20 protein-coding genes are annotated in these 22,810 nt (G+C 61.4%); 10 read left to right on the top strand and 10 right to left on the bottom strand.

Annotated features, from left to right (window positions below; translation table 11 throughout):
- Position 1: 1 nt before the first annotated feature.
- The 3 genes from BWR59_RS24290 to BWR59_RS24280 are packed head-to-tail and all read left to right on the top strand — an operon-like array spanning position 2 to position 2,930.
- Positions 2-688, top strand: coding sequence for an amino acid ABC transporter permease (locus BWR59_RS24290; RefSeq protein WP_081568183.1), 687 nt, complete (start codon positions 2-4; stop codon positions 686-688).
- Positions 689-690: 2 nt separating this feature from the next.
- Positions 691-2,193: an argininosuccinate lyase gene (gene argH / locus BWR59_RS24285; protein WP_081568182.1), complete on the top strand. Its 1,503-nt coding sequence runs from the start codon at positions 691-693 to the stop codon at positions 2,191-2,193.
- The gene (locus BWR59_RS24280; RefSeq protein ID WP_081568181.1) at positions 2,190-2,930 is read left to right on the top strand and encodes an amino acid ABC transporter ATP-binding protein; all 741 of its coding nucleotides are present in this window, start codon (positions 2,190-2,192) and stop codon (positions 2,928-2,930) included. Before argH ends, BWR59_RS24280 begins: the two co-directional genes overlap by 4 nt.
- Before the next feature lie 1,134 nt (positions 2,931-4,064).
- Here BWR59_RS24280 and BWR59_RS24275 read toward each other — a convergent pair.
- Positions 4,065-4,967, bottom strand: coding sequence for a LysR family transcriptional regulator (locus BWR59_RS24275; RefSeq protein WP_081568180.1), 903 nt, complete (start codon positions 4,965-4,967; stop codon positions 4,065-4,067).
- Positions 4,968-5,091: 124 nt separating this feature from the next.
- Here BWR59_RS24275 and BWR59_RS24270 point away from each other — a divergent pair, with 124 nt between their 5' ends.
- Complete coding sequence (locus BWR59_RS24270; protein WP_081568179.1) at positions 5,092-6,087, top strand: zinc-dependent alcohol dehydrogenase family protein; 996 nt, start codon at positions 5,092-5,094, stop codon at positions 6,085-6,087.
- Between the two features lie 15 nt (positions 6,088-6,102).
- Here BWR59_RS24270 and BWR59_RS24265 read toward each other — a convergent pair whose 3' ends face one another.
- The 6 genes from BWR59_RS24265 to msrB form a co-directional block, all read right to left on the bottom strand.
- Positions 6,103-7,056 (bottom strand): VTT domain-containing protein, encoded by a 954-nt coding sequence (locus BWR59_RS24265; protein ID WP_081568178.1) that lies wholly within the window; start codon positions 7,054-7,056, stop codon positions 6,103-6,105.
- Between the two features lie 90 nt (positions 7,057-7,146).
- Positions 7,147-8,583: a catalase gene (locus BWR59_RS24260; protein WP_081568177.1), complete on the bottom strand. Its 1,437-nt coding sequence runs from the start codon at positions 8,581-8,583 to the stop codon at positions 7,147-7,149.
- A 328-nt stretch (positions 8,584-8,911) separates the two neighbouring features.
- Positions 8,912-9,562, bottom strand: a complete 651-nt coding sequence (locus tag BWR59_RS24255; protein ID WP_081568176.1) for a hypothetical protein — start codon at positions 9,560-9,562, stop codon at positions 8,912-8,914.
- A 247-nt stretch (positions 9,563-9,809) separates the two neighbouring features.
- On the bottom strand, positions 9,810-10,475 hold the full coding sequence (gene msrA / locus BWR59_RS24250) for a peptide-methionine (S)-S-oxide reductase MsrA (RefSeq protein ID WP_143490934.1): 666 nt from the start codon (positions 10,473-10,475) through the stop codon (positions 9,810-9,812).
- A 96-nt stretch (positions 10,476-10,571) separates the two neighbouring features.
- A complete protein-coding gene (locus tag BWR59_RS24245) occupies positions 10,572-12,395 on the bottom strand; it encodes a cytochrome c biogenesis protein DipZ (RefSeq protein WP_081568174.1) in 1,824 nt (607 codons plus the stop codon).
- 150 nt (positions 12,396-12,545) lie between these two features.
- Positions 12,546-13,061 carry a peptide-methionine (R)-S-oxide reductase MsrB gene (msrB, locus tag BWR59_RS24240; protein WP_081568173.1) on the bottom strand — a complete coding sequence of 172 codons (516 nt, stop codon included), beginning with the start codon at positions 13,059-13,061 and terminating at the stop codon, positions 12,546-12,548.
- Positions 13,062-13,246: 185 nt separating this feature from the next.
- Here msrB and BWR59_RS24235 point away from each other — a divergent pair, with 185 nt between their 5' ends.
- Complete coding sequence (locus BWR59_RS24235) at positions 13,247-13,975, top strand: response regulator transcription factor (protein WP_081568172.1); 729 nt, start codon at positions 13,247-13,249, stop codon at positions 13,973-13,975.
- Entirely contained in the window at positions 13,972-15,465 is a 1,494-nt protein-coding gene (locus tag BWR59_RS24230; protein WP_081568171.1) for a HAMP domain-containing sensor histidine kinase, read from the top strand. Before BWR59_RS24235 ends, BWR59_RS24230 begins: the two co-directional genes overlap by 4 nt.
- A 95-nt stretch (positions 15,466-15,560) precedes the next feature.
- Here BWR59_RS24230 and BWR59_RS24225 read toward each other — a convergent pair whose 3' ends face one another.
- Both BWR59_RS24225 and BWR59_RS24220 read right to left on the bottom strand, forming a co-directional pair.
- Positions 15,561-16,193, bottom strand: coding sequence for a response regulator transcription factor (locus BWR59_RS24225; protein WP_081568170.1), 633 nt, complete (start codon positions 16,191-16,193; stop codon positions 15,561-15,563).
- Between the two features lie 34 nt (positions 16,194-16,227).
- Positions 16,228-17,586: a cache domain-containing protein gene (locus BWR59_RS24220; RefSeq protein ID WP_081568169.1), complete on the bottom strand. Its 1,359-nt coding sequence runs from the start codon at positions 17,584-17,586 to the stop codon at positions 16,228-16,230.
- A gap of 415 nt (positions 17,587-18,001) precedes the next feature.
- Here BWR59_RS24220 and BWR59_RS24215 point away from each other — a divergent pair, with 415 nt between their 5' ends.
- Positions 18,002-20,062 carry a carbon starvation CstA family protein gene (locus BWR59_RS24215; RefSeq protein WP_081568168.1) on the top strand — a complete coding sequence of 687 codons (2,061 nt, stop codon included), beginning with the start codon at positions 18,002-18,004 and terminating at the stop codon, positions 20,060-20,062.
- Positions 20,062-20,259, top strand: coding sequence for a YbdD/YjiX family protein (locus tag BWR59_RS24210; protein WP_081568167.1), 198 nt, complete (start codon positions 20,062-20,064; stop codon positions 20,257-20,259). Before BWR59_RS24215 ends, BWR59_RS24210 begins: the two co-directional genes overlap by 1 nt.
- Before the next feature lie 79 nt (positions 20,260-20,338).
- On the opposite strand, the gene BWR59_RS24205 is transcribed toward BWR59_RS24210, so the two are convergent.
- Complete coding sequence (locus tag BWR59_RS24205; RefSeq protein WP_081568166.1) at positions 20,339-20,896, bottom strand: TetR/AcrR family transcriptional regulator; 558 nt, start codon at positions 20,894-20,896, stop codon at positions 20,339-20,341.
- 197 nt (positions 20,897-21,093) lie between these two features.
- On the opposite strand from BWR59_RS24205, the gene BWR59_RS24200 reads away from it, so the two are divergent.
- Both BWR59_RS24200 and BWR59_RS24195 read left to right on the top strand, forming a co-directional pair.
- Positions 21,094-21,423, top strand: coding sequence for a LysR family transcriptional regulator (locus tag BWR59_RS24200; protein WP_081568165.1), 330 nt, complete (start codon positions 21,094-21,096; stop codon positions 21,421-21,423).
- Positions 21,424-21,572: 149 nt separating this feature from the next.
- Positions 21,573-22,808, top strand: coding sequence for an efflux RND transporter periplasmic adaptor subunit (locus BWR59_RS24195; RefSeq protein WP_230982078.1), 1,236 nt, complete (start codon positions 21,573-21,575; stop codon positions 22,806-22,808).
- Positions 22,809-22,810 lie beyond the last annotated feature (2 nt).

Below are 22,810 nucleotides of genomic sequence, written 5' to 3'. Positions count from 1 at the left end.
GATGAATTTTCTGATCGAGAACTGGGGGTTCGTGCTCAAGGGCTTATGGATGACCGTGCGCCTGGCGCTGGTGATCCTGCTGTTCACCACGATCATCTCGGCCGTTTTCGGTGTGCTGGCGACGCTCAAGAATCGTCTGTTGCGCCTGGTGATTCACGGCTATGTCGAGCTGTTCCGCTCGATCCCGCTGATCGTCAACGTGTTCTTCATCTTCTTCGGCGCGCCGATGCTCGGGCTCGACCTGAGCCCGTTCGCTGCGGTGGTCACTGGCCTTACCTTGTGGGGCAGCGCCAATGGCATCGAGATCGTTCGGGGCGGGCTGGAATCGGTGAACCGCCACCAATGGAAGAGCGCCTGGACTCTGGGCCTGCGCCCTTTGCAGATCTACTTGCATGTGATTGCGCCGCAATCCATGAAGGCAATTCTGCCGGCCTACACAGGGCTGCTGACCATGCTGGTGCAGGCCACGTCGCTGGGCGCGCTGGTGGGGGTCGGCGAGTTTCTCAAGGTCGGCCAGATCATCGTCGAACGCTCCACGGTCATGACCGGCGTCAGCCCCGCATTCAGCGTCTACGGGCTGGTACTGCTGGTGTACTTCGTCATCTGTTCATTGCTGAGCTGGCTCAGCCGTTATCTCGAACGTCGCCTGGGTCGTCCGGCGATGCGCGTAACTCGTCAAGGGGTTTGATCATGCAAGAATCCAAAGTCAGTCGTCGCTTGAAAGAAACCACCGCCCCTGAGGTCAACGAGTACATCTACCGGCCGCGCCTGGAAGGTTTCGCCGATGGCTTCATCAACCTGGGCAACGTCAACAAGGCGCACATCGTGATGCTCGCCGAGCAGGGCCTGATTCGCGGCGAACACGCGACGGCACTGGCCAAGGGCGTGCTGGAAATGGAAGCCGCGGGACCCGGCGAGGTAACCCTCGATCCGTCCCGCGAAGACGCCTATTTCAACTACGAGGCGCACCTGATCGAGCAGATCGGCACCGATATCGGCGGCCGATTGCACACTGGGCGCAGCCGCAACGACATCCTCGCGACCCTCGACCGTCTGCGCTGCCGGGAAGTGCTGATGAGCCTGATCGATGCGCTGATCCAGACCCGCCAGACCGCGCTGAACAACGCCGAAGTCTTCGCCGAAGTGGTGATGCCGGGCTACACCCATTTGCAACCGGCGCAGCCGATCACCTACGGCTATTACCTGTCGGCGGTGGAGCAGGCGTTGGAGCGTGACTGCAAGCGCCTGACCCAGACCCTGGAGTCGATGAACCAGAGCCCTTTGGGCGCCGCTGCGTTTGCCGGTACGCCGTTCGACATCGACCGTGCGCGCACCGCAGAACTGCTGGGTTTCGACGGCTTTCTGGACAACGCGCTGGATGCGGTGGGTTCGCGGGATTTCATTCTCGAAAGCCTGTCGCATTTGAGCCTGCTGTCGGTGTTCTGGAGCCGCGTGGCGCAGGACTACTTCGTCTGGAGCACCCACGAGTTCAGCCTGATCGATTTCCCGGACAGCGTGGCGGCGACGTCGAGCATCATGCCGCAGAAGAAAAACCCCACCGTGCTCGAATACCTCAAGGGCCGCACCGGGCATATCGTCGGTCTGCTGATGGCGGCGAGCGTGACGGTCAAGGGCAGCAATTTTTCTCACACCGGCGACGCCAACCGCGAAGGCACGCGGGGTTTCTGGGAAGCGGCGGAAGAAACCCTGCGCTGCCTGAAACTGCTGGAACTGGTGCTGCGCACGGCGATCCCCAATGCTGACCTGGCGGTGCGTCGTGCCGGTGACGATTTCTCCACCGCGACCGGTCTTGCCGACCTCATCGTGCGCGAAGCCGATCTGTCGTTTCGTGAGGCACATCACGTGGTTGGCGCGGCAGTGCGCATGGCCATGGACGCGGGTTTGCCCGCGCATAGAATCGACACCGACATGGTCGACGCCTGCGCCATGGAGCAACTGGGGCACGCGTTGAATCTGCCGGCGCACAAGGTCCGCGAATGCCTGGACCCGACTGCCAACGTGCAGTCTCGCAATTCTGCGGGGGGGCCGGCGTTGTCGTCGCTGCACCCAAGTTTGCTGCGGGCCAATGCGCGCCTGCAGGTGGAGCGTCAGGCCAACCAGGCGCGACGTGATCGTCTGCAAGTCGCCCAGGACAAGCTGCAAGCCGCTACGCGCGCGCAGGCTGGCCTATGAAAAGCATGTTGACGGTGCGAGGACTGCACAAGCACTTCGGCGAGGTCGAGGTGGTCAAGGGCGTGGATCTGGACGTGGCGCAGGGTGAGGTGGTGGTGATCATCGGCCCGAGCGGTTCCGGCAAATCGACCTTCATTCGCTGCCTCAACAGCCTGGAGGAGCCGTCGGCGGGCAGCGTGGTGGTGGATGGCGGTGACTCGGTGCGCGCCGACGACCGCAAGGCCATGGCTCGCTTGCGTGAAGACATCGGCATGGTGTTTCAGGATTACACGCTGTTCCCGCACATGACGGTCATGGCGAACATGATTCTGGCACCGGTCAAGGTCAAGAAGCAGAGCAAGGCTGACGCCCAGGCCAATGCGCTGGCCTTGCTGGACCGTGTCGGACTGCGGCACAAGGCAGAGGGCTATCCGAGCGAATTGTCGGGCGGCCAGCAACAGCGTGTCGCAATCGTCCGCGCACTGGCGATGAAACCGCGGCTGCTGCTGTTCGATGAACCGACCTCGGCGCTGGACCCTGAAACCGTGGGCGAGGTGCTGAACGTGATGAAGGGCCTGGCGGCGGAAGGCATGACCATGATCGTGGTGACCCACGAGATGGGCTTTGCCCGTGAAGTGGCGGACCGGGTGGTGTTTTTCGACGGCGGCAAGATCGTCGAAATGGGCCCGCCCGCGCAGATCTTCTCCGCGCCTGAGCACCCGCGTACCCGGCAGTTTTTGCAAAGTGTGTTGCACTGAAACCCAGCGGGTTTGCTTTCAGCGATTTGTCGGGCTTATGCCTTGGGTTCGATCACCGCCAAAACCGTGGGAGGGAGCTTGCTCGCGAAGGGGCGAGTACAGACGCTAAATATCCAGCGGCTGGAAGTCAGTTTTCGCGAGCAAGCTCCCTCCCACGGTAGAACGTGATTGCCGACAGATCGCGATCCGCGTTGCTTTTTGCGATCTACCGGGCTTACGCGTTCGATCCGATCACCGCCAATCGTGGGAGGGAGCTTGCTCGCGAAAGGGCGAGTACAGACGCTGCCTATCCAGCGGCTGGAAGTCAGTCTTCGCGAGCAAGCTCCCTCCCACGGTAGAACGTGATTGCCGACAGATCGCGATCCGCGTTGCTTTTTGCGATCTACCGGGCTTATGCGTTTGATCGGATCACCGCCAAAACCGTGGGAGGGAGCTTGCTCGCGAAGGGGCGAGTACAGACGCTAAATATCCAGCGGCTGGAAGTCAGTTTTCGCGAGCAAGCTCCCTCCCACGGTAGAACGTGATTGCCGACAGATTGCGATCTGCGTTGCTTTTTGCGATCTACCGGGCTTATGCGTTTGATCGGATCACCGCCAAAACCGTGGGAGGGAGCTTGCTCGCGAAGGGGCGAGTACAGACGCTGCCTATCCAGCGGCTGGAAGTCAGTTTTCGCGAGCAAGCTCCCTCCCACGGTAGAACGTGATTGCCGACAGATTGCGATCTGCGTTGCTTTTTGCGATCTACCGGGCTTATGCGTTTGNAGTACAGACGCTGCCTATCCAGCGGCTGGAAGTCAGTTTTCGCGAGCAAGCTCCCTCCCACGGTAGACGGTGGTCGCCGACATAATGCGATCCGCGCTGCTTTCAGCGATTTGTCGGGCTTATGCCTTGGGTTCGATCACCGCCAAAACCGTGGGAGGGAGCTTGCTCGCGAAGGGGCAAGTACAGACGCTGCCTATCCAGCGGCTGGAAGTCAGTTTTCGCGAGCAAGCTCCCTCCCACGGTAGACGGTGGTCGCCGACATAATGCGATCCGCGTTGCTTTTTGCGATCTACCGGGCTTACGCGGTCGATCCGATCACCGCCAATCGTGGGAGGGAGCTTGCTCGCGAAGGGGCCGTATCTACCGCCATGATTCAGCTATTCGACCTAAGGTCCGGGTCTTGCGCAAACGCCTCCGCCAGAAAATCCACAAACGCCCGCACCCGTGCCGACTGCCTGCGGTTGGCCGGGAACACGGCGTAGATCGGCAGGGACGAGGGCGTGTAGTTGGGCAGAATCTGTACGACCTGACCGGCGTCGATGTCCTCGCGGTACAGCCATGAAGGCGACAGCGATATCCCGAGCCCGCTCAGCACCATTTCCCGAATCGCCTCGCTGTTGTTGCTGTGCACGTTGCCTCTGACCTGCACGCTGTAACGGCCGTCATCAAAACTCCAGGTGTCGAACTGCTTCAGCAGGGTGAACAGCAGGCAATTGTGCTGCGCCAGTTCTTCAGGCGTCTGCGGTCCCGGATGCTGCGCCAGGTAGGCGGGTGAGGCCACCGTCAGGCGCCGAGTCAGGCCGATCTGGCGGGCGATCAGGTTGCTGTCTTTGAGTTCGCCAATGCGAATGGCGACATCGACGCCTTCGCTGAGCAGATCCACATTCTGGTCGCTGAGCTGCAGGTCGACGCTGACTTGCGGATGAACCTGAAGAAACCCGCGCAAACGTGGTGCAAGCTGCAAACGGCCGAAACTGACAGACGACGCTACCCGCAGCGGCCCGGCCACCGCTTCGCGTCCGGTCTGGAAACTGTGCTCGGCGTTATCGATGGCCGCGAGGATGTCCCGGCATTGCTGGTAATAACGTTGTCCCTCATCGGTCAGCGACAGTTGTCGGGTGCTGCGGGCGATCAGGCGGCCGCCCAGGCGTTGCTCCAGGGCGCTGATCTGCTTGCTGATGGTGGGTTGGGTCGTACCCAACTCGCGGGCCACGGCGGAGAAGCTGCCGCGTTCGACCACGCGCACAAAAACAGACATCGCCTCGAGAGTGTCCATCGTCAGCTCATTTGGGTAGGTTCAGGAATAAGTACTATAGGCATTTGTCGTCTTATCGGCATCAAGCCATGGGGCCAGACTCTCTCCAACGCCCCGCGACGGGCCCCCGAATCTGGAGTACACCATGAGCACCACCATGCACGCTGCTGTCGCTGTCGAACATCAACAGCCTCTCGTATTGCAAGACTTACCCGTCCCGCAGCCAGGCCCGGGTCAGGTGTTGGTACGGGTGTTGGCCAGCGCGGTCAATCCGCTGGACACCAAGATCGCTGCGGGCAAGGGCGGCCATGCCAATCAGACTTTGCCCGCCGTGCTGGGCATGGACCTGGCGGGCGTGGTGGAAAGGCTCGGGGAGGATGTAACGGCATTCTCGGTCGGTGCTGAGGTGTACGGCATGGCCGGTGGCATCGGCGGCAATCAGGGCGCGCTGGCGCAGTACATTGCGGTCGATGCTGACCTGCTGGCGCGCAAGCCGCACAACCTGAGCATGCGAGAGGCTGCCGCCTTGCCGCTGATCTTCATCACCGCGTGGGAAGGGCTGGTGGACCGCGCCAATGTGCGCGCAGGGCAGAAGGTCCTGATTCATGGCGGCGCAGGCGGGGTCGGGCATGTTGCGGTGCAGATCGCCAAGGCACGGGGTGCCGAGGTGTTTGCCACAGGCTCTGCGCACAGTCGAGCGGCCATCGAAAGTTTCGGCGCAACCCCTATCGACTATCGCAGCAGCACAGTCGACGACTACATGGCGCAGCACACCGACGGCGAAGGTTTTGACGTTGTCTACGACACCGTTGGCGGCAGCACGCTGGATGCCTCGTTCGCCGCCGTGAAAATCTACACCGGCCACGTGCTCAGTTGCCTGGGTTGGGGCGAGCACAAGTTGGCGCCGTTGTCGTTCCGCGGCGCGACCTATTCCGGGGTCTTCACCTTGTTGCCGCTGTTGACCGGCACGGGCCGCAAACACCACGGCGAAATCCTGGCCCAGGCGACGCGGATGGCGCAAGCGGGGCAGTTGCGGGTGTTGCTGGACGCGCAGCGGTTTACCCTCACAGAGGTCAATCAGGCGTATGAGCGGGTCAGCAGCGCGGGCAATCAGGGCAAAGTCGTGATCGATATCGCTTGAGGACAACGAGCGTCGTCAGGCGGTAGCGGTTTCGCCCGATGAGTCGCAGGGTTCGTTCTGTGCCTTACGCCACGCGTCCAGCCCGCCGACCAGCGCCTTGCCTCGGGTCAGGCCGTGGGCGCGCAGTTTTTGCGCCAGCAATGCCGCCGACAGCTCGTTGGGGCAGGCGCAGTAAAACACCATGTCGACGTCAGCCAGTTTTTCGACCCAAGGCTCCAGCGGTTCTTCGAGGCTGATCGATACCGCGCCAGGAATGCCTTCGATGACAGCCGTGTGAAACTTGGGCCGCACGTCGATGATCACGGGGGCATCCACCGTGTCGCGCAGGGCCAGCAGTTGCGGCACGCTGATGCGCGGCACTTGTGAGGTGCGGGCCAAGAGGCGCCGACGTTTCCAGTATTTCCAGCTGATGAACAAGGCCAGCGCTGCCACGACGCAGCCAATCGCCAGCGGCAGATAGCCGGTCAGCCAGTCCAGCAGCGGCAGAATGGCATCGGTGAACAGCATGCCCAGCAACAGTGCCGAACCTGCCCAGATGAACGAGCCCGCCAGCGAATAGCGAATGAAAATGGGAAGTGGCGTGGCGTTCATGCCCGCAACGGTGGTGACCAGCGCCCCCGCGCCAGGCAGAAACTTGGACAGCAACATGGCGCGCGGTCCGACCCGGTCATAAACGTTCAACCCCTGGCGAATGCAGGTGTCCTGAGAAAGCGAAATCTTGCAGATGGATTTGAGCAACACGCCGCCATAGCGCTTGCCCGCCCAGTACCACAGGGCGTCGGCGATCAGGCAGGCGAGCATTGCGACCAGAACGCCGGCGCCCAGCAAAGGCTTGCTTTGCATGGCCAGCGCGCCGGTGACGATCAGTGTCGGATACGCCGGGACCGGCAGACCGATCTGCTCCAGCAACACGTTGACGAACACCAGCAAGAGGCCGTGGCTTTCGTTCAGTTGCTGGAGTTCGTTCATGGCCGGTCGCTCTCGAAGAAAAAGGGCGCAAGAAAAAGGGGGTGTCAGTACCGTGGCCTGAACACCCCCTTGTGTCAACGCCGAATGTCGTTAGCCGATGCGTTCGATGGCTGCCGCGACACCCGCGCCATAGGCCGGATCGGCCTTGGTGCAGTTATCGATATGACGCTGCTTGACCACTGCCGACGCACCGCTGATGGCCCGCGCGGTGTTGTCGAACAGCACTTGCTGCTGCGCCGGGGTCATCAGTTGGAACAGCGCACGAGGCTGGGAATAGTAGTCGTCATCGTCCTTGCGGAAATCCCAGTTGGCCGCCGCGCCGTGCAGTTCCAGAGGTGGCTCGGAGAAATCCGGCTGTTCGATCCACGCACCCTTGCTGTTCGGCTCATAGCCGATGGTGCCGCCAGCGTTGCTGTTGACTCGCATCTGGCCGTCGCGGTGGTAGCTGTTGACCGGGCATTTCGGGGTGTTGACCGGGATCTGGTGATGGTTGACCCCCAGACGATAACGCTGGGCATCGCCGTAGGAGAACAGACGGCCTTGAAGCATCTTGTCTGGCGAGAAACTGATGCCCGGCACCACGTTGGCCGGGTTGAACGCGGCCTGCTCCACGTCGTGGAAGTAGTTGTCCGGATTGCGGTTCAGCTCCAGGGTGCCGACTTCGATCAGCGGGTAGTCGCCATGCGGCCAGACCTTGGTCAGGTCGAACGGATGAATCTTGTAGGTGTTGGCGTCCTGCTCCGGCATGATCTGCACGAACATCTTCCAGCGCGGGAAATCACCCTTTTCGATGCTGTCGTACAGGTCGCGCTGGTGGGTTTCGCGATCACCTGCCACCAGATCCGCGGCTTCCTGATCGGTGAGGTTCTCGATGCCTTGCTCGGTTTTCAGGGTGAACTTGACCCAGAAACGCTCGTTCTGCGGGCTGATGAAGCTGAACGTGTGGCTGCCGAAACCGTGCATGTGACGGTACGACTTGGGCAGACCACGATCGCTCATGACCACAGTGACCTGGTGCAGCGCTTCAGGCAGCGAGCTCCAGAAGTCCCAGTTGTTGTCGGCGCTGCGCATGTTGGTGCGCGGGTCGCGTTTGATGGCGTGGTTCAGGTCCGGGAATTTCAGCGGATCGCGCAGGAAGAATACCGGCGTGTTGTTACCCACCAGATCCCAGTTGCCTTGCTCGGTGTAGAACTTGATGGCGAAGCCACGAATGTCGCGCTCGGCATCGGCGGCGCCGCGCTCACCGGCCACGGTGGAGAAGCGGATGAAGATGTCGGTCTGCTTGCCGATTTCAGAAAACAGCTGCGCCTTGCTGTAGCGGCTGATGTCGTGGGTCACGGTAAAAGTGCCGAACGCGCCCGAGCCCTTGGCGTGCATGCGGCGCTCCGGGATCACTTCACGGTCGAAATGGGCCAGTTTCTCCAGCAGCCACACGTCCTGCAGCATCAACGGACCGCGCGGGCCTGCTGATTGCGAGTTCTGGTTGTCGACGACGGGTGCACCCGCCACTGTGGTGAGTTTATTCATTATCAGGCTCCGGTTTGGGACGGTCAGTCTTATGGGTTCAACGATTTTTTTATTGCACAGTCGTGCGTTTTTCTCTTGTTGCGGTGTCTGCTTCGCTTGAACGCAGGGCCCGTTTTAGAGCGTTTTGCCCGCGAATGGCAAGGACCTCTACACGCAATTGGAGGGTGTCGGTGAATTACACGCGTCGTTCGGGTTGGATCAGCGTAGACCTCCTTACTCAATAGGTGAAAATCATGACGGGCCCATGACGTTCGTCATTGAGGTATTACACAAAAAAAGCGCCCTGTTCGGGCGCTAAAGGAGGAGAGAAAGGGTGTTGCAAACGGACTCAGAAACGGTAACTTTCGGCGGCGCTGACGGCCAGCAATCCGGGGCTCTGCGCCCAGACTTCCATGGTTGAAAACCAGGTGTGCGGGCGTGTGGGCTGGCGGCATTCACTGGTGAACGAGGCACCTGAGGGAATGTCCATCTTGATCTTGCAGATCAGCTGATTGGTGCGGTAAAGCAACTCGCTGACCAGGTTGGCGGTGGCGTAATCGCCGGCATCCACCGCACGGTCCATGAAGCGTTGAGCGCGTGCGGTGAGCAGGGTGAGCTGCTGCGACAACTGATGAATTTCTTTGAAGCATTCGCGAAAACCCGGGGCTTGTTCAGCGTCGGCCAACGGCGACGCAGGCAGCTGGTCCTGAGCGATCCTGCCGCCCAATCCGTGAATCCTGGCGTGCAGGAACAGCATGAACTGCTGGGTCGACTGATCGAGGCTTTTGAACAGTTCCTTGATCGCCTGGTAGTTGAGTTTGCGCAAACGCCAGCGCACTTCCCGGGCGAACCCGCCGACCTGTTGCGTGGTGCGCAGATGCTCATCCAACAATTGCAAAAACAGCTCGCGGTCGCGGCCGTGCAAAGTGGTGTACAGGCCGTGGGCGTCGGCGGCGAACTCGGCATGCAGCTCGGATACTGGATCGATGTCGGCAAACATGTGACTTTCCTCGCAGTAATCGTTACGGGCCTGTCCGGTACGGTCTGTGTCCCACAGCTTTCAGAGAGGTCGGGCCTGGATGACAGGAATGATTAAAAGGTATCCCTGCCGATGGCGGGCGTCACTTGTACCTTGGTACCACAGGCCGATACGTAGGTTTTTGGCGGTCATACTTTGGTTTGTGCAGATCTGTGGCCGCCACGACATCCCGTAGCAGTCCGGCAAGCCGTGCTGCTACGGGACGGGATCACTGTGATGTCTTCAACAACACCGGCTGTTCGCTGTAGCGGTCGGCGAACAGTTGCTTGAGTTGACCGACCTTCGGCAGGTCGTTGATCACGATGTAGGGGTAGGTCGGATGGGTGGTGAGGAAGTTCTGGTGATAATCCTCGGCCGGGTAGAAGCCGTTGTACTGCTCGATTTTGGTGACGATCGGCGCATTGAACGACTTGGCGGCATCCAGCTGAGCGATATAGGCCTGGGCGACGGCCTGCTGTTCCGGGCTTTCGGCAAAGATCGCCGAGCGGTATTGCGTGCCGTGGTCGGGGCCCTGGCGGTTGAGTTCGGTGGGGTTATGGGCCACCGAGAAGAAGATCTGCAGCAGCTTGCCGTAGCTTACCTGCGACGGATCGAACGTGATCTCCACCGATTCGGCATGCCCGGTATCACCCTCGCTGACGCGCTCATATTGCGCAGTATCGGCCTTGCCGCCGGCGTAACCGGACACGACTTTCTTCACCCCCTGGACATGCTGGAACACCCCTTGAACCCCCCAGAAACAACCGCCCGCCAGCACGGCCGTTTCGGTAGTCGAGGAACTGACCCTCTCATCCTTTTGCGGTGGCGCGATACTGACCGCGTCTTCGGCGGCAAACGAACAGGCGGCGGTTTGCAGAAGCGCCGCGCCAAGCATCAGGCGCAGGCCGTTGCGGCGCCAGGCGGGTAGAGCAGAGGTGAAGCGTGCAACGCTGAATGTGGTCATGTCTGACACTCCTGAAACGCTGTGGAATCAACCAAAAGTGAAGGCGTAAGCGGACACGCCCGGGTCGCTGAACTCGATGCTGAAGGTGTGATCGCCGACATCACCCGCCTGGCGTACCAGTTGGTAGAGGCGCTGTTCGGTCACGGTGCCGCTGCCGTCGGGTGCGACGTCGGTGCCGTGGGACTCGCCGGGCACCTGGCCATCGATCATGACCTTGAAGCGCACCGGTTTGCCGTCGCCGCCCGGGCCGAGTACCAGGTGCAGGTCACGGGCGTGGAAGCGGTAGACGATCTTGCCATTGGGGGCGCTGAGGCTGGCGCGTTCCGAGCCGATGTTCCACTGGCCGTCCAGACCCCAGTTGTTGAGTGCCAGGGTATTCGGTGTGCTGTAGCTGGCGACGCGGTCACCCTTGGCACCGCCGGGGGACACGAAGTTTTCGGCGCGCTCGAAGCCCAGGTAGGTTTCGGGTGATTTCACCTCGCGCATGTCCGCGGCCTGTTGCACGCCGTTGCCGTTGGCATCGATCAGATCAGTGGTGATCTGCTGGTTGCCTGCTTCACGCAGCAGTTCCTGAATCACTCGCTCGGATTCGTCGTAGGCGCCTTCGCCGAAGTGGTGATAACGGATCTGGCCTTTGGCGTCGGCGAAGTAGTGGGCCGGCCAGTACTGATTATTGAAGGCGCGCCAGATCTTGTAGTCGTTGTCGATGGCGACCGGGTAGTTGATGCCCAGGTCGGCCATGGCCTTGGTAACGTTTTTCACGTCGCGCTCGAAGGCGAATTCAGGCGCGTGAACGCCGATCACCACCAGACCCTGGTCGCGGTATTTGTCAGCCCAGGCTTTGACGTAGGGCAGGGTGCGCAGGCAGTTGATGCAGGAGTAGGTCCAGAAATCCACCAACACCACTTTGCCTTTGAGCTGTTCAGCGGTGAGCGGTGCAGAGTTCAGCCATTGCACGGCGCCATCGAGCGACGGCAACTGGCCCTCCACCGGCAGGCTCGGCGTCGTGTTTTTCGCCGCCATCATCATCGCGCCGGAGGCTTGCATGCTGGCGCCTGCTTCATCGCGACCGGGGATGTTCTGCGCCATCATCGCGCCGCCCTGCATCACGTTGCTGTCGGCTTGGGCGTGGCCCGTGAGGCGTCCTACCAACGACTGTTCCAAGCCACCGGTTGATGCGGTAGAGACCCTGGCCAGAATCCCGGTGTCCAGACCCAGCGCAATGGCGGCAACACCCGCAAGCATCGCAGCCCCTAGACCGCGGCGAATCCACTCGCCTGCGCCCAGCGAGCGCTTCATGGCGCTGAACACTTTGCCGCCCAGCAGCAATGCCAGTGCCAGGGAAGTCGCGGCGCCCGCGGCGTAAGCCAGCAGCAGTAACGTGGTGCCAACGCTTGCGCCTTGCAGCGCGGCGCCAGTCAGTACCAGACCGAGGATCGGCCCGGCGCACGGGGCCCACAGCAGGCCGGTGGCAACGCCGATCATGAACGATGCCCACGGGCTGGGTCTGGCGTCCACCCCGGCATTTTCGGATAGGCGACTGCCCGCAGCCACTAACGGCCGGGTGAGACGCTCGGCGAGTTTGGGCAACAGCAGCGTGAGGCCGAACAGCGCGACGAAGATCAGCGCCAAACCGCGACCGTACTGATTCAGCTGGACCACCCAGCCGCCACCGACCGCCGCCAGCGTGGCAACCAGCGCAAAGGTCACGGCCATGCCCACCAGCAACGGCAGGCCGCTGCGCACGAAAGGTTGACCGGTGCGCGCGAAAACGAACGGCAGGACCGGCAAGATGCACGGGCTGACGATGGTCAGGACGCCGCCGAGGTAGGCAAGGATGATCAGTAACATGGGTTAATTCCCTTCAAATGGATCAAAAGTCTGGTCGGTGTACATAGGGATGATCTCCCTGCAGCAATCCGGCTTGCCGGCGATAGCGGTGCCACTCGCGCCACCGTCGTCAAGCCGTGCTGCTGCGGGGCATGCGTCGCATTGGCCAGGTCACGCCTGCTCGGCAAAACTCATCGCCAAACCGTTCATGCAATACCGCAAGCCGGTGGGTTTCGGGCCGTCGGTGAAGACGTGGCCGAGGTGCCCGCCGCAGCGGCGGCAATGAACTTCCTTGCGTAGCACGCCGAACGAGGTATCGGTGCGGATGGCCGTGGCGTTGTCCAGCGGTTGCCAGAAGCTGGGCCAGCCGGTGTGGCTGTCGAATTTGGTGGTCGAGGAGAACAGCTGCAGCTGGCAACCCGCGCAAGCAAACGTGCCGGTCCGGTGCTCGTCGTTCAGCGGGCTGCTGTAGGGGCGTTCCGTGGCTTCGCGACGCAGCACCTGAAACTGCTCGTCGCTGAGCAACTTGTGCCACTCGGCGTCGCTGTGGCTGACTTCGAAGCTGCCGATTGGCGAGTCTTGAGGTGTCAGGGTTTGGCCATCGGCAAACTTGGGTAACACGCCCAGTGCGATGGCGGCGACCCCGGCGCTGCTGCTCAGCACCATGAACTGTCTTCTTGAAAGCATGATGTTCTCCTCTGCACAGCCTGTTCCGGTGTCCGGGCAGGCTTCTGATGCGATGGAGCAAGACTAGGCGCCGGCTGTTCCCGGAATCCTCACCGAGAGTTAAACAATTCGTGATAACTGCCCGCCGACAAAATCGGCACAATGGCGACATTGCGCGACCGATGCGCCTGTAAGGTTTGCTTTCAATGGATCAGCCCAAACGCATTCTGGTGGTCGAGGACGATAGCCATATCGCCGACCTGATTTGTCTGCACCTGCGCGACGAGCACTTCGACGTGGTGCACAGCGCCGATGGCGAGAAGGGCCTGCGCCTGCTGGAGCAGGGCGGCTGGGATGCACTGATCCTTGACCTGATGCTGCCCGGCGTCGACGGCCTGGAAATCTGCCGTCGCGCCCGCGCCATGACCCGCTACACGCCGATCATCATCACCAGCGCCCGTTCCAGCGAGATGCACCGGATTCTCGGGCTTGAACTGGGCGCCGATGACTACCTCGCCAAACCCTTCTCGATGATGGAACTGGTGGCGCGGGTCAAGGCGTTGTTACGGCGGGTCGACGCCATGGCGCGCAACCTGAAGATGGAAGCGGGCAGCCTGTCCAGCGCCGGTCTGTTCATCGATCCATTGACCCGTGAAGCATCCCTTGAAGGCCGCTTGCTGGACCTGACGCCCAGGGAGTTCGACCTGCTGTACTTCTTCGCTCGCCAGCCGGGCAAGGTGTTTTCAAGGCTCGACTTGCTGAACTCGGTCTGGGGCTACAACCACGAAGGTTACGAACACACCGTCAACACCCATATCAATCGCCTGCGCGCCAAGATCGAGGCCGATCCGGCGCAGCCGCTGCGCATCCTCACGGTGTGGGGGCGAGGCTACAAGTTCGCCGAACCGGGCGAATCGTCGGGGAGCGCAACGTGAAGATGACCCTGACCCAGCGCCTGTCGCTGGTGTTCGCGCTGCTGTTGCTGATCTGCTGCGGCACCTCGGTGCTGTTGCAGGTGCGCTCGAACAAGATGCATGAGCTGGAAGTGGTGCAGGGCCTGTCTCGCGATCTCGCGCAGCACATCGCCCGCGATACCCAGTTGATGGACGCCAACGGCCTGAAGCCGGACGCGGTGCGCGAGCTGTTCAGTCAGTTGATGCTGGTCAACCCCAGCGTCGAGGTCTATCTGCTGGACATGGACGGCAAGATCGTCGGCGATGCGGCACCCAAGGATCGGATTCTGCGTGACCGGATCAATCTGGAGCCGGTACGCGAGCTGCTGAGTGGCGCACCACTGCCGATTCTGGGCGACGATCCACGCAGCCTGGACGCGCGCAAGGTGTTCAGTGCCGCGCCGCTGATGGTGATGGGCAAGCCGTCGGGGTTTCTGTACGTCGTGCTGTTGGGCGAGGCCCATGACCGTTTCGCCGAGCGCGGCGCCACCAGCGAGGCCTTGAGTACCGCGCTGTGGTCCATTGGCCTGATCGCTCTGTTGTGCCTGCTGGCCGGTCTTGCGGCGTTTGGCTGGATCACCCGGCCGTTGCGGCGCCTGACCGATTCCGTCGGACGCTTCGATATCAACGCCGCTCCCGTCACGCTGCCTGTGGCGTCGGCGGAACCTGTGCGTCAGGGCCACGATGAAATCGCGGTGCTGGATGCCACGTTCAAGCAGATGCAGAACCGTCTGAGCGAGCAGTGGCGGACCCTGACCCGACAAAGTCAGGACCGCCGTGAACTGGTGGCGAATATTTCTCATGACCTGCGTACGCCACTGGCATCGCTGCATGGCTATCTGGAGGTGTTGTCGGTCAAGGACGCCAGCCTGAGTCCCGAGGAGCGGCGGCGTTATCTGGGCATTGCGCTGGACCAGAGCCGCAAGGTCGGAGGCCTGGCGCAGTCGCTGCTCGAGCTGGTGCGTCTGGAACATGGCTTCGTGGTGCCGGTGGTGGAGCGTTTTTCCCTGACCGATCTGGTGCAGGACATCTTCCAGAAGTTCGAGCTGAGCGCCGAGGCCAAGGCCGTGACCCTGACCCCGCACTTCGCGCCGTCGATTCCCGGTGTGCATGCCGATCTGGGGTTGATCGAACGGGTGCTGACCAACCTGCTGGACAACGCCTTGCGCCATACGCCCAACGGCGGCGAGGTCAAGGTATCGCTGCTGCCCAAAGGCCGGTTTGTCGATGTGACGGTCAGCGACAGCGGGCCGGGCATTGCCGCCGAACTGCGCGAGGGGCTGTTTCTGCGACCGTTCAACATCGGCGGCGCGCGCCGCGATGGCGGGCTGGGGCTGCGAATCGTGCACCAGATTCTGCAATTGCATGGGCACCGGATCGAGTTGGTGGATGTGCCGGGGCAGGGTGCGACGTTCCGGTTTGCGCTGCCGGTTGATCAGGAGACGGCGGAAAAGGTGTTGCCGCAGGGGTGATTACACCTGCTGGAAAACCCAACGCGGAATCTGTGTGAGCAGTAGCAGGCACAACACAGTAGTCGTGTCGGGCCTTGTACGTGTGGAGTACAGGATTACGGCAACAACAACCCATGCTCCATCGCGTATTTCACCAGCCCCGCCGGTTTGTCGACTTTCAGCTTGCGGCGGATGCTCAAGCGGTGGGTTTCGACCGTGCGTACGCTGATCGCCAGATCCCGGGCGATGGTCTTGTTGTCCAGCCCTTTGGCCAAGCCCACCAGCACTTGCACTTCGCGCGGGGTCAGCTCGTTTTCCTCGGTTTTCCTGGACACCAGTTTCAGCGTCACTTCGGCGCTATAGAAGGTGCCGCCGGTGGCGATGGCTTCGATGGCGGCGACGATTTCCCGCGACGGGGCGTTCTTCAATACATAGCCGCTGGCCCCGGCGCGGATCGAGGTGGCGACGTACTCCTGATTGTCGTACATGCTCAGGATCAGAATCTTGATCGCCGGGCAGCGCTGGCGAATCAGCTGGGTCAGTTCCAGCCCGTTCATGTCCTGCAGACCGATGTCCACCAGCAGAATGTCCGGCTTTACCTCTTCGCACATTGCCAGCGCCTGAACGGCGTTCTCGGCTTCACCGACCACTTCGAACAGCGGGCGGGTGGAAAGCAGGGCGCGCACGCCGTCGCGAACCAGCGAATGGTCGTCGACCAGGGCGATGCGGATGGTCTGGCTGGCGCTCATGATCGGGCGGGGTTTCCTGAGTCGGTGAAGGGATTCATGCGGCAACGCTGACCGGCATGGTCACGGTCAATTCGCTGTGCCCCGGTGCCGAGTACAGATCGAGCTGACCATGGAAGTGCTCGACGCGCTCGCGGATATTACGCAAACCGATGCCGCCTTGTATCTCTTGCAGGTTGGCGACATCGACGCGAAAGCCCACGCCGTCGTCGCGAACCGTCAGTTGCACCTGCTTTTTCGTGCCTTGCAGGTCGATGTAAACGTTTTGCGCGTGGGCGTGGCGCTCGATGTTGGTCAACGCCTCCTGAAGAATGCGGAACAGCGCGACCGGCGCACCTTCGGCCAGTTTCAGATTGCTCAGGTTGTGGGTGTAGTGAATGGTCAGCCCGGTCTGTTGTTCGAATTCGGCCACCAACTGCGTGACAGCGGCGGCAAGACCCAGGGTGTCGAGCAGGGAAGGGCGCAGATCATGGGAGATGGTGCGGATTTCGCCGATGGCCTCGCCCAGTCGTTCGGTGCCCTGGCGCAAGGTGTCCAGCCCGCGCTGATCGTTGCCTTCCAGTTGCAGGCCGGCCAGTTCGAACTGGAACTTGATCGACACCAGCACCTGACTGATGCCGTCGTGCAGTTCTCGCGACAGCCGCGAGCGCTCTTCTTCCTGCAGATTCATGATGCGCTGGTTGAGCATCTGCAGTTTGCGGTCGGCGAGGCGATGTTCACTGGCGTTGAGGGTGACGCCACAGATGAACACCAACAGCACCGCGATCAGGGCAACGGCGCCGATGTCGAGCATGGTCGCGTAGATCCCGCGAGCGACTTCATGGCGGGCCTGTTGCGTGGCGCGCTCGACGTCCTCCAGATAGATCCCGGTGCCCAGCATCCAGCCCCAGCGCTTGAGCAGCACCACATGGGCGAGCTTGTCGGTGACTTGGCCGGTGGAGGGTTTTTCCCAGGCGTAATGCTGAAAACCGTCGCCGGATTGGGCGCTTTTCAGCAACGCGCGGATGACCAGCAGGCCCTGCGGATCGGTCATGTTCCACAGGTCCTTGCCCACCAGCGCCGCCTGGCGAGGGTGCATCAGGCTGCGGCCGTGCTCGTCATACACGAAGAAATAACCGTCGATGCCGAAGCTCAGCTTGGACAGCTCTTCGAGCACTTGCTGTTTGGTCTGTTCGTCGTTGCGGCCGCTGTCGTAGATCGGCGCCAGAGCGCTCATGGCCATTTCCACGTAATTCTTGAGCTCCGCTCGCTTGCTGGCCAGGATGCTGTCTTCGATCAACTGCGCCTGCTGCTCGCCCAGACGCTGGTTCTGCACGATGACCAGCGCGCAGATCACCGACACGGCGAGGATCAGCGGCAGGATGCCCAGGGCGACGATCTTGTGTTTGAGTTGCATGGTGTTGGCGTCCGGCGGGCGGTTTGTTATCCGGCGTATTACAGCATGAACATTTGCTTTGGCTGGAAGATCTTTCGTGAATGAATTCGCTCCCTCAGATGATCAGGTGCGCCGCAGAAAGGCGAGGAATGCGGTTCAAATCGTGGGAGGGAGCTTGCTCGCGAAGGCGTAGGGTCAGGCGATGGACGGTTGTCTGGCAGATGGGATTCTCGAGCAAGCGCCCTCCCACAGGGAATGTTGCATGGCGTGGAAGCGGCGGTGCTTCAGTGCTTTCTGCGTAGAACTACGCAGGCGATCCCGTAGTAGTACGAATTTCTCTTGGTGACAGCAGCGTGGATAGTGGCGACGCTCCGTTATCCCGGGGCACACAATAACAATTACGCCGCAAGCCATGAGCTTCGGCAGGAGACCCACAATGTCCCGACTGACCAAACATCTGGGTTGGTTCGCCGTCGCTGCCCTTGGGGCATGCGCCTTGGGTGTCGTCGCGCTGCGCCGCGGTGAAGCCATCAACGCACTCTGGATCGTCGTCGCTGCGGTTGCCATCTATCTGGTCGCGTACCGCTACTACAGTCTGTTCATCGCCAATCACGTCATGCAACTCGATCCGACCCGGGCCACCCCCGCGGTGATCAACAATGACGGCCTGGATTATGTTCCGACCAACAAACATATCCTCTTCGGTCACCACTTTGCTGCCATCGCTGGCGCTGGCCCGCTGGTCGGCCCGGTGCTTGCCGCGCAAATGGGCTATCTGCCGGGCACCCTCTGGCTGATCGCCGGCGTGGTGCTTGCCGGTGCGGTGCAGGATTTCATGATCCTGTTCCTTTCCACCCGCCGCAACGGCCGCTCGCTGGGCGACATGGTCCGCGAAGAAATGGGCCGTGTTCCCGGCACCATCGCGTTGTTCGGCTGCTTTTTGATCATGATCATCATCCTTGCGGTGCTGGCGCTGATCGTGGTCAAGGCCCTGGCCGAAAGCCCGTGGGGCATGTTCACGGTGCTGGCGACCATCCCGATCGCGATGTTCATGGGCGTGTACATGCGCTACGTGCGTCCGGGTCGTATCGGCGAAATCTCGATCATCGGCGTGGTGCTGTTGCTGCTGTCGATCTGGGCCGGTGGTCAGGTCGCTGCAAGCCCTGAGTGGGCTCACGTCTTCACCTTCACCGGAATCCAGATCACCTGGATGCTGGTCGGTTACGGTTTCGTCGCTGCCATGCTGCCGGTCTGGCTGCTGCTGGCGCCACGTGACTACCTTTCGACCTTCCTGAAAATCGGCACCATCGTCGCCTTGGCGATCGGCATTCTGATTCTGGCGCCCGAGCTGAAAATGCCGGCCCTGACCCAGTTCACCGACGGTACCGGTCCGGTCTGGAAGGGCGCGCTCTTCCCGTTCCTGTTCATCACCATCGCCTGTGGTGCCGTATCCGGTTTCCACGCGCTGATTTCTTCGGGCACCACGCCGAAACTGCTGGATAACGAGAAGAACGCGCGTTACATCGGTTATGGCGGCATGCTCATGGAGTCGTTCGTGGCGATCATGGCCATGGTCGCGGCCTCGGTCATCGACCCGGGCGTGTACTTTGCCATGAACAGCCCGGCGGCCGTTGTCGGCGGCGACGTGGTGACCGTGGCTCAAACCATCACCAGCTGGGGCTTCGCGATCACGCCTGACACCTTGACCGCAGTGGCCAAGGACATCGGCGAAAACACCGTACTGGCCCGTGCCGGCGGTGCGCCAACGTTGGCGGTGGGTATCGCGCAGATCCTGCACCAGGTGCTGCCAGGCCAGAACACCATGGCTTTCTGGTACCACTTCGCGATCCTGTTCGAAGCGCTGTTCATCCTGACCGCTGTCGACGCCGGTACTCGTGCCGGGCGCTTCATGCTGCAAGACTTGCTCGGCAGCTTCGTGCCAGCGCTGAAACGCACCGAGTCCTGGACCGCCAACGTGATTGGTACCGGTGGTTGCGTGGCGCTGTGGGGTTACCTGCTGTACCAGGGTGTGATCGATCCACTGGGTGGCATCAACACCTTGTGGCCGCTGTTCGGTATCTCCAACCAGATGTTGGCGGGTATCGCGCTGATGCTGGCGACCGTGGTTCTGATCAAGATGAAGCGTCAGCAGTACGTGTGGGTCACCATTCTGCCGGCGTCGTGGTTGCTGATCTGCACCGTGACCGCAGGCTTCATCAAGCTGTTCGACCCGAGCCCTGCGGTTGGTTTCCTGGCGCTGGCGAAGAAGTACAGCACGGCGGCAGATGCCGGTCAGATCCTCGCTCCGGCCAAGACGGTCGAGCAGATGCAGCACGTGATCTTTAACGCCTACACCAACGCGGCGCTGACCACGTTGTTCCTGTTCGTGGTGCTGAGCATTCTGTTCTACGCCGTGAAAGTGGGCCGTGCGGCATGGGTCAAGAAGGAGCGCAGCGACAAGGAAGCCCCGTTCCAGGCCATGCCGGAAGCGCGCTGATGTTCAATGACCTGAGTCGCCTCGGCAAATACCTCGGGCAGGCGGCCCGCCTGATGGTGGGCATGCCTGACTACGATAATTATGTCGAGCATATGCACAAGACTCATCCGGATCAGCCGGTGATGTCGTACGAGGTGTTCTTCCGCGAGCGGCAGGACGCACGGTATGGCGGCAAGGCTGGGCCCAAGTGCTGTTGACGGACTAAGTCGCAGCCTTCAACAAAAAAACGCGCCACGATTCGTCGTGGCGCGTTTTTTTATGCCTGGCTGATGACCCTCACTGGTATTCGCGCCACTGCTCGATGACGGCCGCCATCAGTTTGCGGTTCAACTCCGGGTCATTGGACGCCTTGGCAATGGTCATGGCACCGGAAATCGAGGCGACGACCTGCAACGCCTCTGCCTCCGAGACAAGTTTCCCGTCGCGGCCCTTGCAGGTTTTCAGAATGCTCAACAGACGTTGCAAGCCCTGGGTCCACGACTCGCTCGCCAGGCCGCCCATCCGGGACACATCGGCTGCCAGCGTGGGAATCGGACAGCTGTCGAGCGTGTTGTCGCGATGCTCATCGCAGACATAGCATTCGACGACCTCGGCCAGGGTGGTCTTGCTCGACCACAGCGCCTGATACTCGTCGAATGAACGCGCGATGGCTTCCGACACCAACTGTTGCTTGCCGTCCGGAAACTGGCGGTAAAAACCGCCGTGGGTCAGACCCACTGATCGGGTCAACTCACCGATGCCGATGCCGTCGATTCCATGCTCGCGGTAGAGCCGGGCAGCGGCCTTGAGAATCTGTTCCTTGTTGTGAGTCTTTTGCTCTTTGGTGACTTTCATTGCGACCTCTGGATGTGAATCTTCGCGATGCCGCCGGGAGCAACGTCGCATCCTGTGCCTGCGAGCTCGCATGACGCCTGACGGAAACCGGTTGACATGAAACTCGAGCGCTAAAGATTATATGTGTAATCTTTAAGCGCTGGAGATGCAAGTGTACCCACACAAAAAAGCCGGATTTGCGGCAGAAGGAGGTTTGGATGCTCGATGACCTGCATTCCACAGACCTGAACCTCATGGTGGTCTTCGCGACGTTGATGCACGAGCGCAGCGTGACGCTGTGCGCCGCTCGGCTGGCGGTACGGCAATCGACCATCAGCGGCTCGCTTGCCCGCCTGCGGACGCTTTTCGACGACCCCTTGTTCATCAGAGCAGGGCGCGGCGTGCGTCCCACCCAAAAGGCACTGGAACTGGCGCGTTCGATTGGCCCGGCGCTGGAATTGCTGCATGCAGCGCTCACGCACGATTGCTCGTCGCTTTCCACAGAATCACCCACAGAATCCCCCACGCAAGCGATCCCCAACCCCTGAATTCTTCTTTAGCACCCTTTGTATTACGGTTAGCATATTTACTTCTTCAATGATGATGCCTATCATCAAACGCATCAGAGGCGGCTGCCGGTGGTTCATATCCGCCGCTGCCGTCGATTTTTTCGTCATGCCAATCAAGGGGGGCGCCGGTGAATTCTGCACAACACGAACAGGCCAGAACGTTGAACGAGGCGATACCGCCCAGCCGCAAAAAATATGCGTGGCTCGCTGTCGGGACCGGAGCGGTGATTGCCGTTTTAGGCACTGCCATGTTCAGTGCGCTGGAAGACGACGCTAAGGCGTCAGTTCAACCCGCAGCGCTTCCGGAAGTGGTGGCCAGTCGGCCACTGGTGCGCAATCTGGAGAATCGTCTGGGGTTTCTGGGACAGTTCTCGGCGGTCGACAAAGTCGAGCTCAGGGCTCAGGTCGGCGGAACACTGACCGGTATCCACTTCACCGACGGTCAGTGGGTGAAGAAGGGCGCACTGCTGTTCAGCATCGACCCGGTGCCATATGAAATCCGGCTGGCGCAGGCGCGCTCGCAGCAGCAACGTGCCACGGCCCGGCTGGCTTACGCGAAGAGCGAGTTCCACCGTGCGGACGAACTGGCGAGTAATCAGGCCGGCTCGGTGCAGAGGATGGAGCAGCGCAGATCGGACTGGCAGGAAGCAGAGGCCGCACTTGCCGAGGCCAACGCACAAATCCGCGATGCACAGTTCGACCTCGACCATTGCCAGATCTTCGCCCCTTTTTCAGGGCGAATCGGCAACCACTACGTTTCGGTCGGCAACCTGATCGCAGGCAGCCGCGCGGCGGCAAGCCCGACCACGTTGCTGGCGACCGTTGTCTCGCAAGACCCTATCTACCTTGACTTCGACATGAGCGAAGCCGATTACCAGGCGTATCAGCGTCTGGGGGCCAAGCGCCAGGCTGGCGCGGGAACCCGGGTCGAGATTGCCGTGGGTGGCTCCAGCGATTTCTCCAGTGTCGGCACGCTGGACTTCCTCGACAACAGCCTGAACCGGGCCAGCGGCACGATCCACGCCCGAGCCACCGTCACAAACCCGGATAACGCACTGACGCCGGGTGCCTTCGCACGGGTGCGCGTCGTTGCTTCTGCTGCCGCTCCGACATTGCTGGTGCCCGACGCAGCGGTACTGCCCGATCAGTCGCGCTTCAACGTGCTGACCGTTGGCGACGACGGCGTGGTCGCTGCCCGTCAGGTGCAGGTGGGCGACATGCGATCCGGGTTGAGGGTCATCACCGCAGGCTTGGCCGCCACCGATCGCGTCATCGTCGGCGGCCTGCCGTTTGCCGCGCCTGGGGCGAAGGTGAGCGTCAAGGAAGGCGAGATCAAATCCGACAACGATCAACTGAAGGATTAGAT

This window comes from Pseudomonas sp. Bc-h, from assembly GCF_002080045.1.
In the GTDB taxonomy this organism is placed as follows: domain Bacteria; phylum Pseudomonadota; class Gammaproteobacteria; order Pseudomonadales; family Pseudomonadaceae; genus Aquipseudomonas.
The sequence above is the reverse complement of the archived record's forward strand: the minus strand, read 5'-3'. Positions and strand labels throughout refer to the sequence as shown.

Coding starts and splice junctions, on each gene's coding strand:
- BWR59_RS24215 (WP_081568168.1), top strand. CDS start 18,002: ATGTCCCGACTGACCAAACATCTGGGTTGGTTCGCCGTCGCTGCCCTT.
- msrB (WP_081568173.1), bottom strand. CDS start 13,061: ATGCTTTCAAGAAGACAGTTCATGGTGCTGAGCAGCAGCGCCGGGGTC.
- BWR59_RS24275 (WP_081568180.1), bottom strand. CDS start 4,967: ATGGACACTCTCGAGGCGATGTCTGTTTTTGTGCGCGTGGTCGAACGC.
- BWR59_RS24205 (WP_081568166.1), bottom strand. CDS start 20,896: ATGAAAGTCACCAAAGAGCAAAAGACTCACAACAAGGAACAGATTCTC.
- BWR59_RS24210 (WP_081568167.1), top strand. CDS start 20,062: ATGTTCAATGACCTGAGTCGCCTCGGCAAATACCTCGGGCAGGCGGCC.
- BWR59_RS24245 (WP_081568174.1), bottom strand. CDS start 12,395: ATGTTACTGATCATCCTTGCCTACCTCGGCGGCGTCCTGACCATCGTC.
- BWR59_RS24255 (WP_081568176.1), bottom strand. CDS start 9,562: ATGTTTGCCGACATCGATCCAGTATCCGAGCTGCATGCCGAGTTCGCC.
- argH (WP_081568182.1), top strand. CDS start 691: ATGCAAGAATCCAAAGTCAGTCGTCGCTTGAAAGAAACCACCGCCCCT.
- BWR59_RS24260 (WP_081568177.1), bottom strand. CDS start 8,583: ATGAATAAACTCACCACAGTGGCGGGTGCACCCGTCGTCGACAACCAG.
- BWR59_RS24235 (WP_081568172.1), top strand. CDS start 13,247: ATGGATCAGCCCAAACGCATTCTGGTGGTCGAGGACGATAGCCATATC.
- BWR59_RS24265 (WP_081568178.1), bottom strand. CDS start 7,056: ATGAACGAACTCCAGCAACTGAACGAAAGCCACGGCCTCTTGCTGGTG.
- BWR59_RS24220 (WP_081568169.1), bottom strand. CDS start 17,586: ATGCAACTCAAACACAAGATCGTCGCCCTGGGCATCCTGCCGCTGATC.
- BWR59_RS24280 (WP_081568181.1), top strand. CDS start 2,190: ATGAAAAGCATGTTGACGGTGCGAGGACTGCACAAGCACTTCGGCGAG.
- BWR59_RS24290 (WP_081568183.1), top strand. CDS start 2: ATGAATTTTCTGATCGAGAACTGGGGGTTCGTGCTCAAGGGCTTATGG.
- BWR59_RS24200 (WP_081568165.1), top strand. CDS start 21,094: ATGCTCGATGACCTGCATTCCACAGACCTGAACCTCATGGTGGTCTTC.
- msrA (WP_143490934.1), bottom strand. CDS start 10,475: ATGCTTGGCGCGGCGCTTCTGCAAACCGCCGCCTGTTCGTTTGCCGCC.
- BWR59_RS24225 (WP_081568170.1), bottom strand. CDS start 16,193: ATGAGCGCCAGCCAGACCATCCGCATCGCCCTGGTCGACGACCATTCG.
- BWR59_RS24270 (WP_081568179.1), top strand. CDS start 5,092: ATGAGCACCACCATGCACGCTGCTGTCGCTGTCGAACATCAACAGCCT.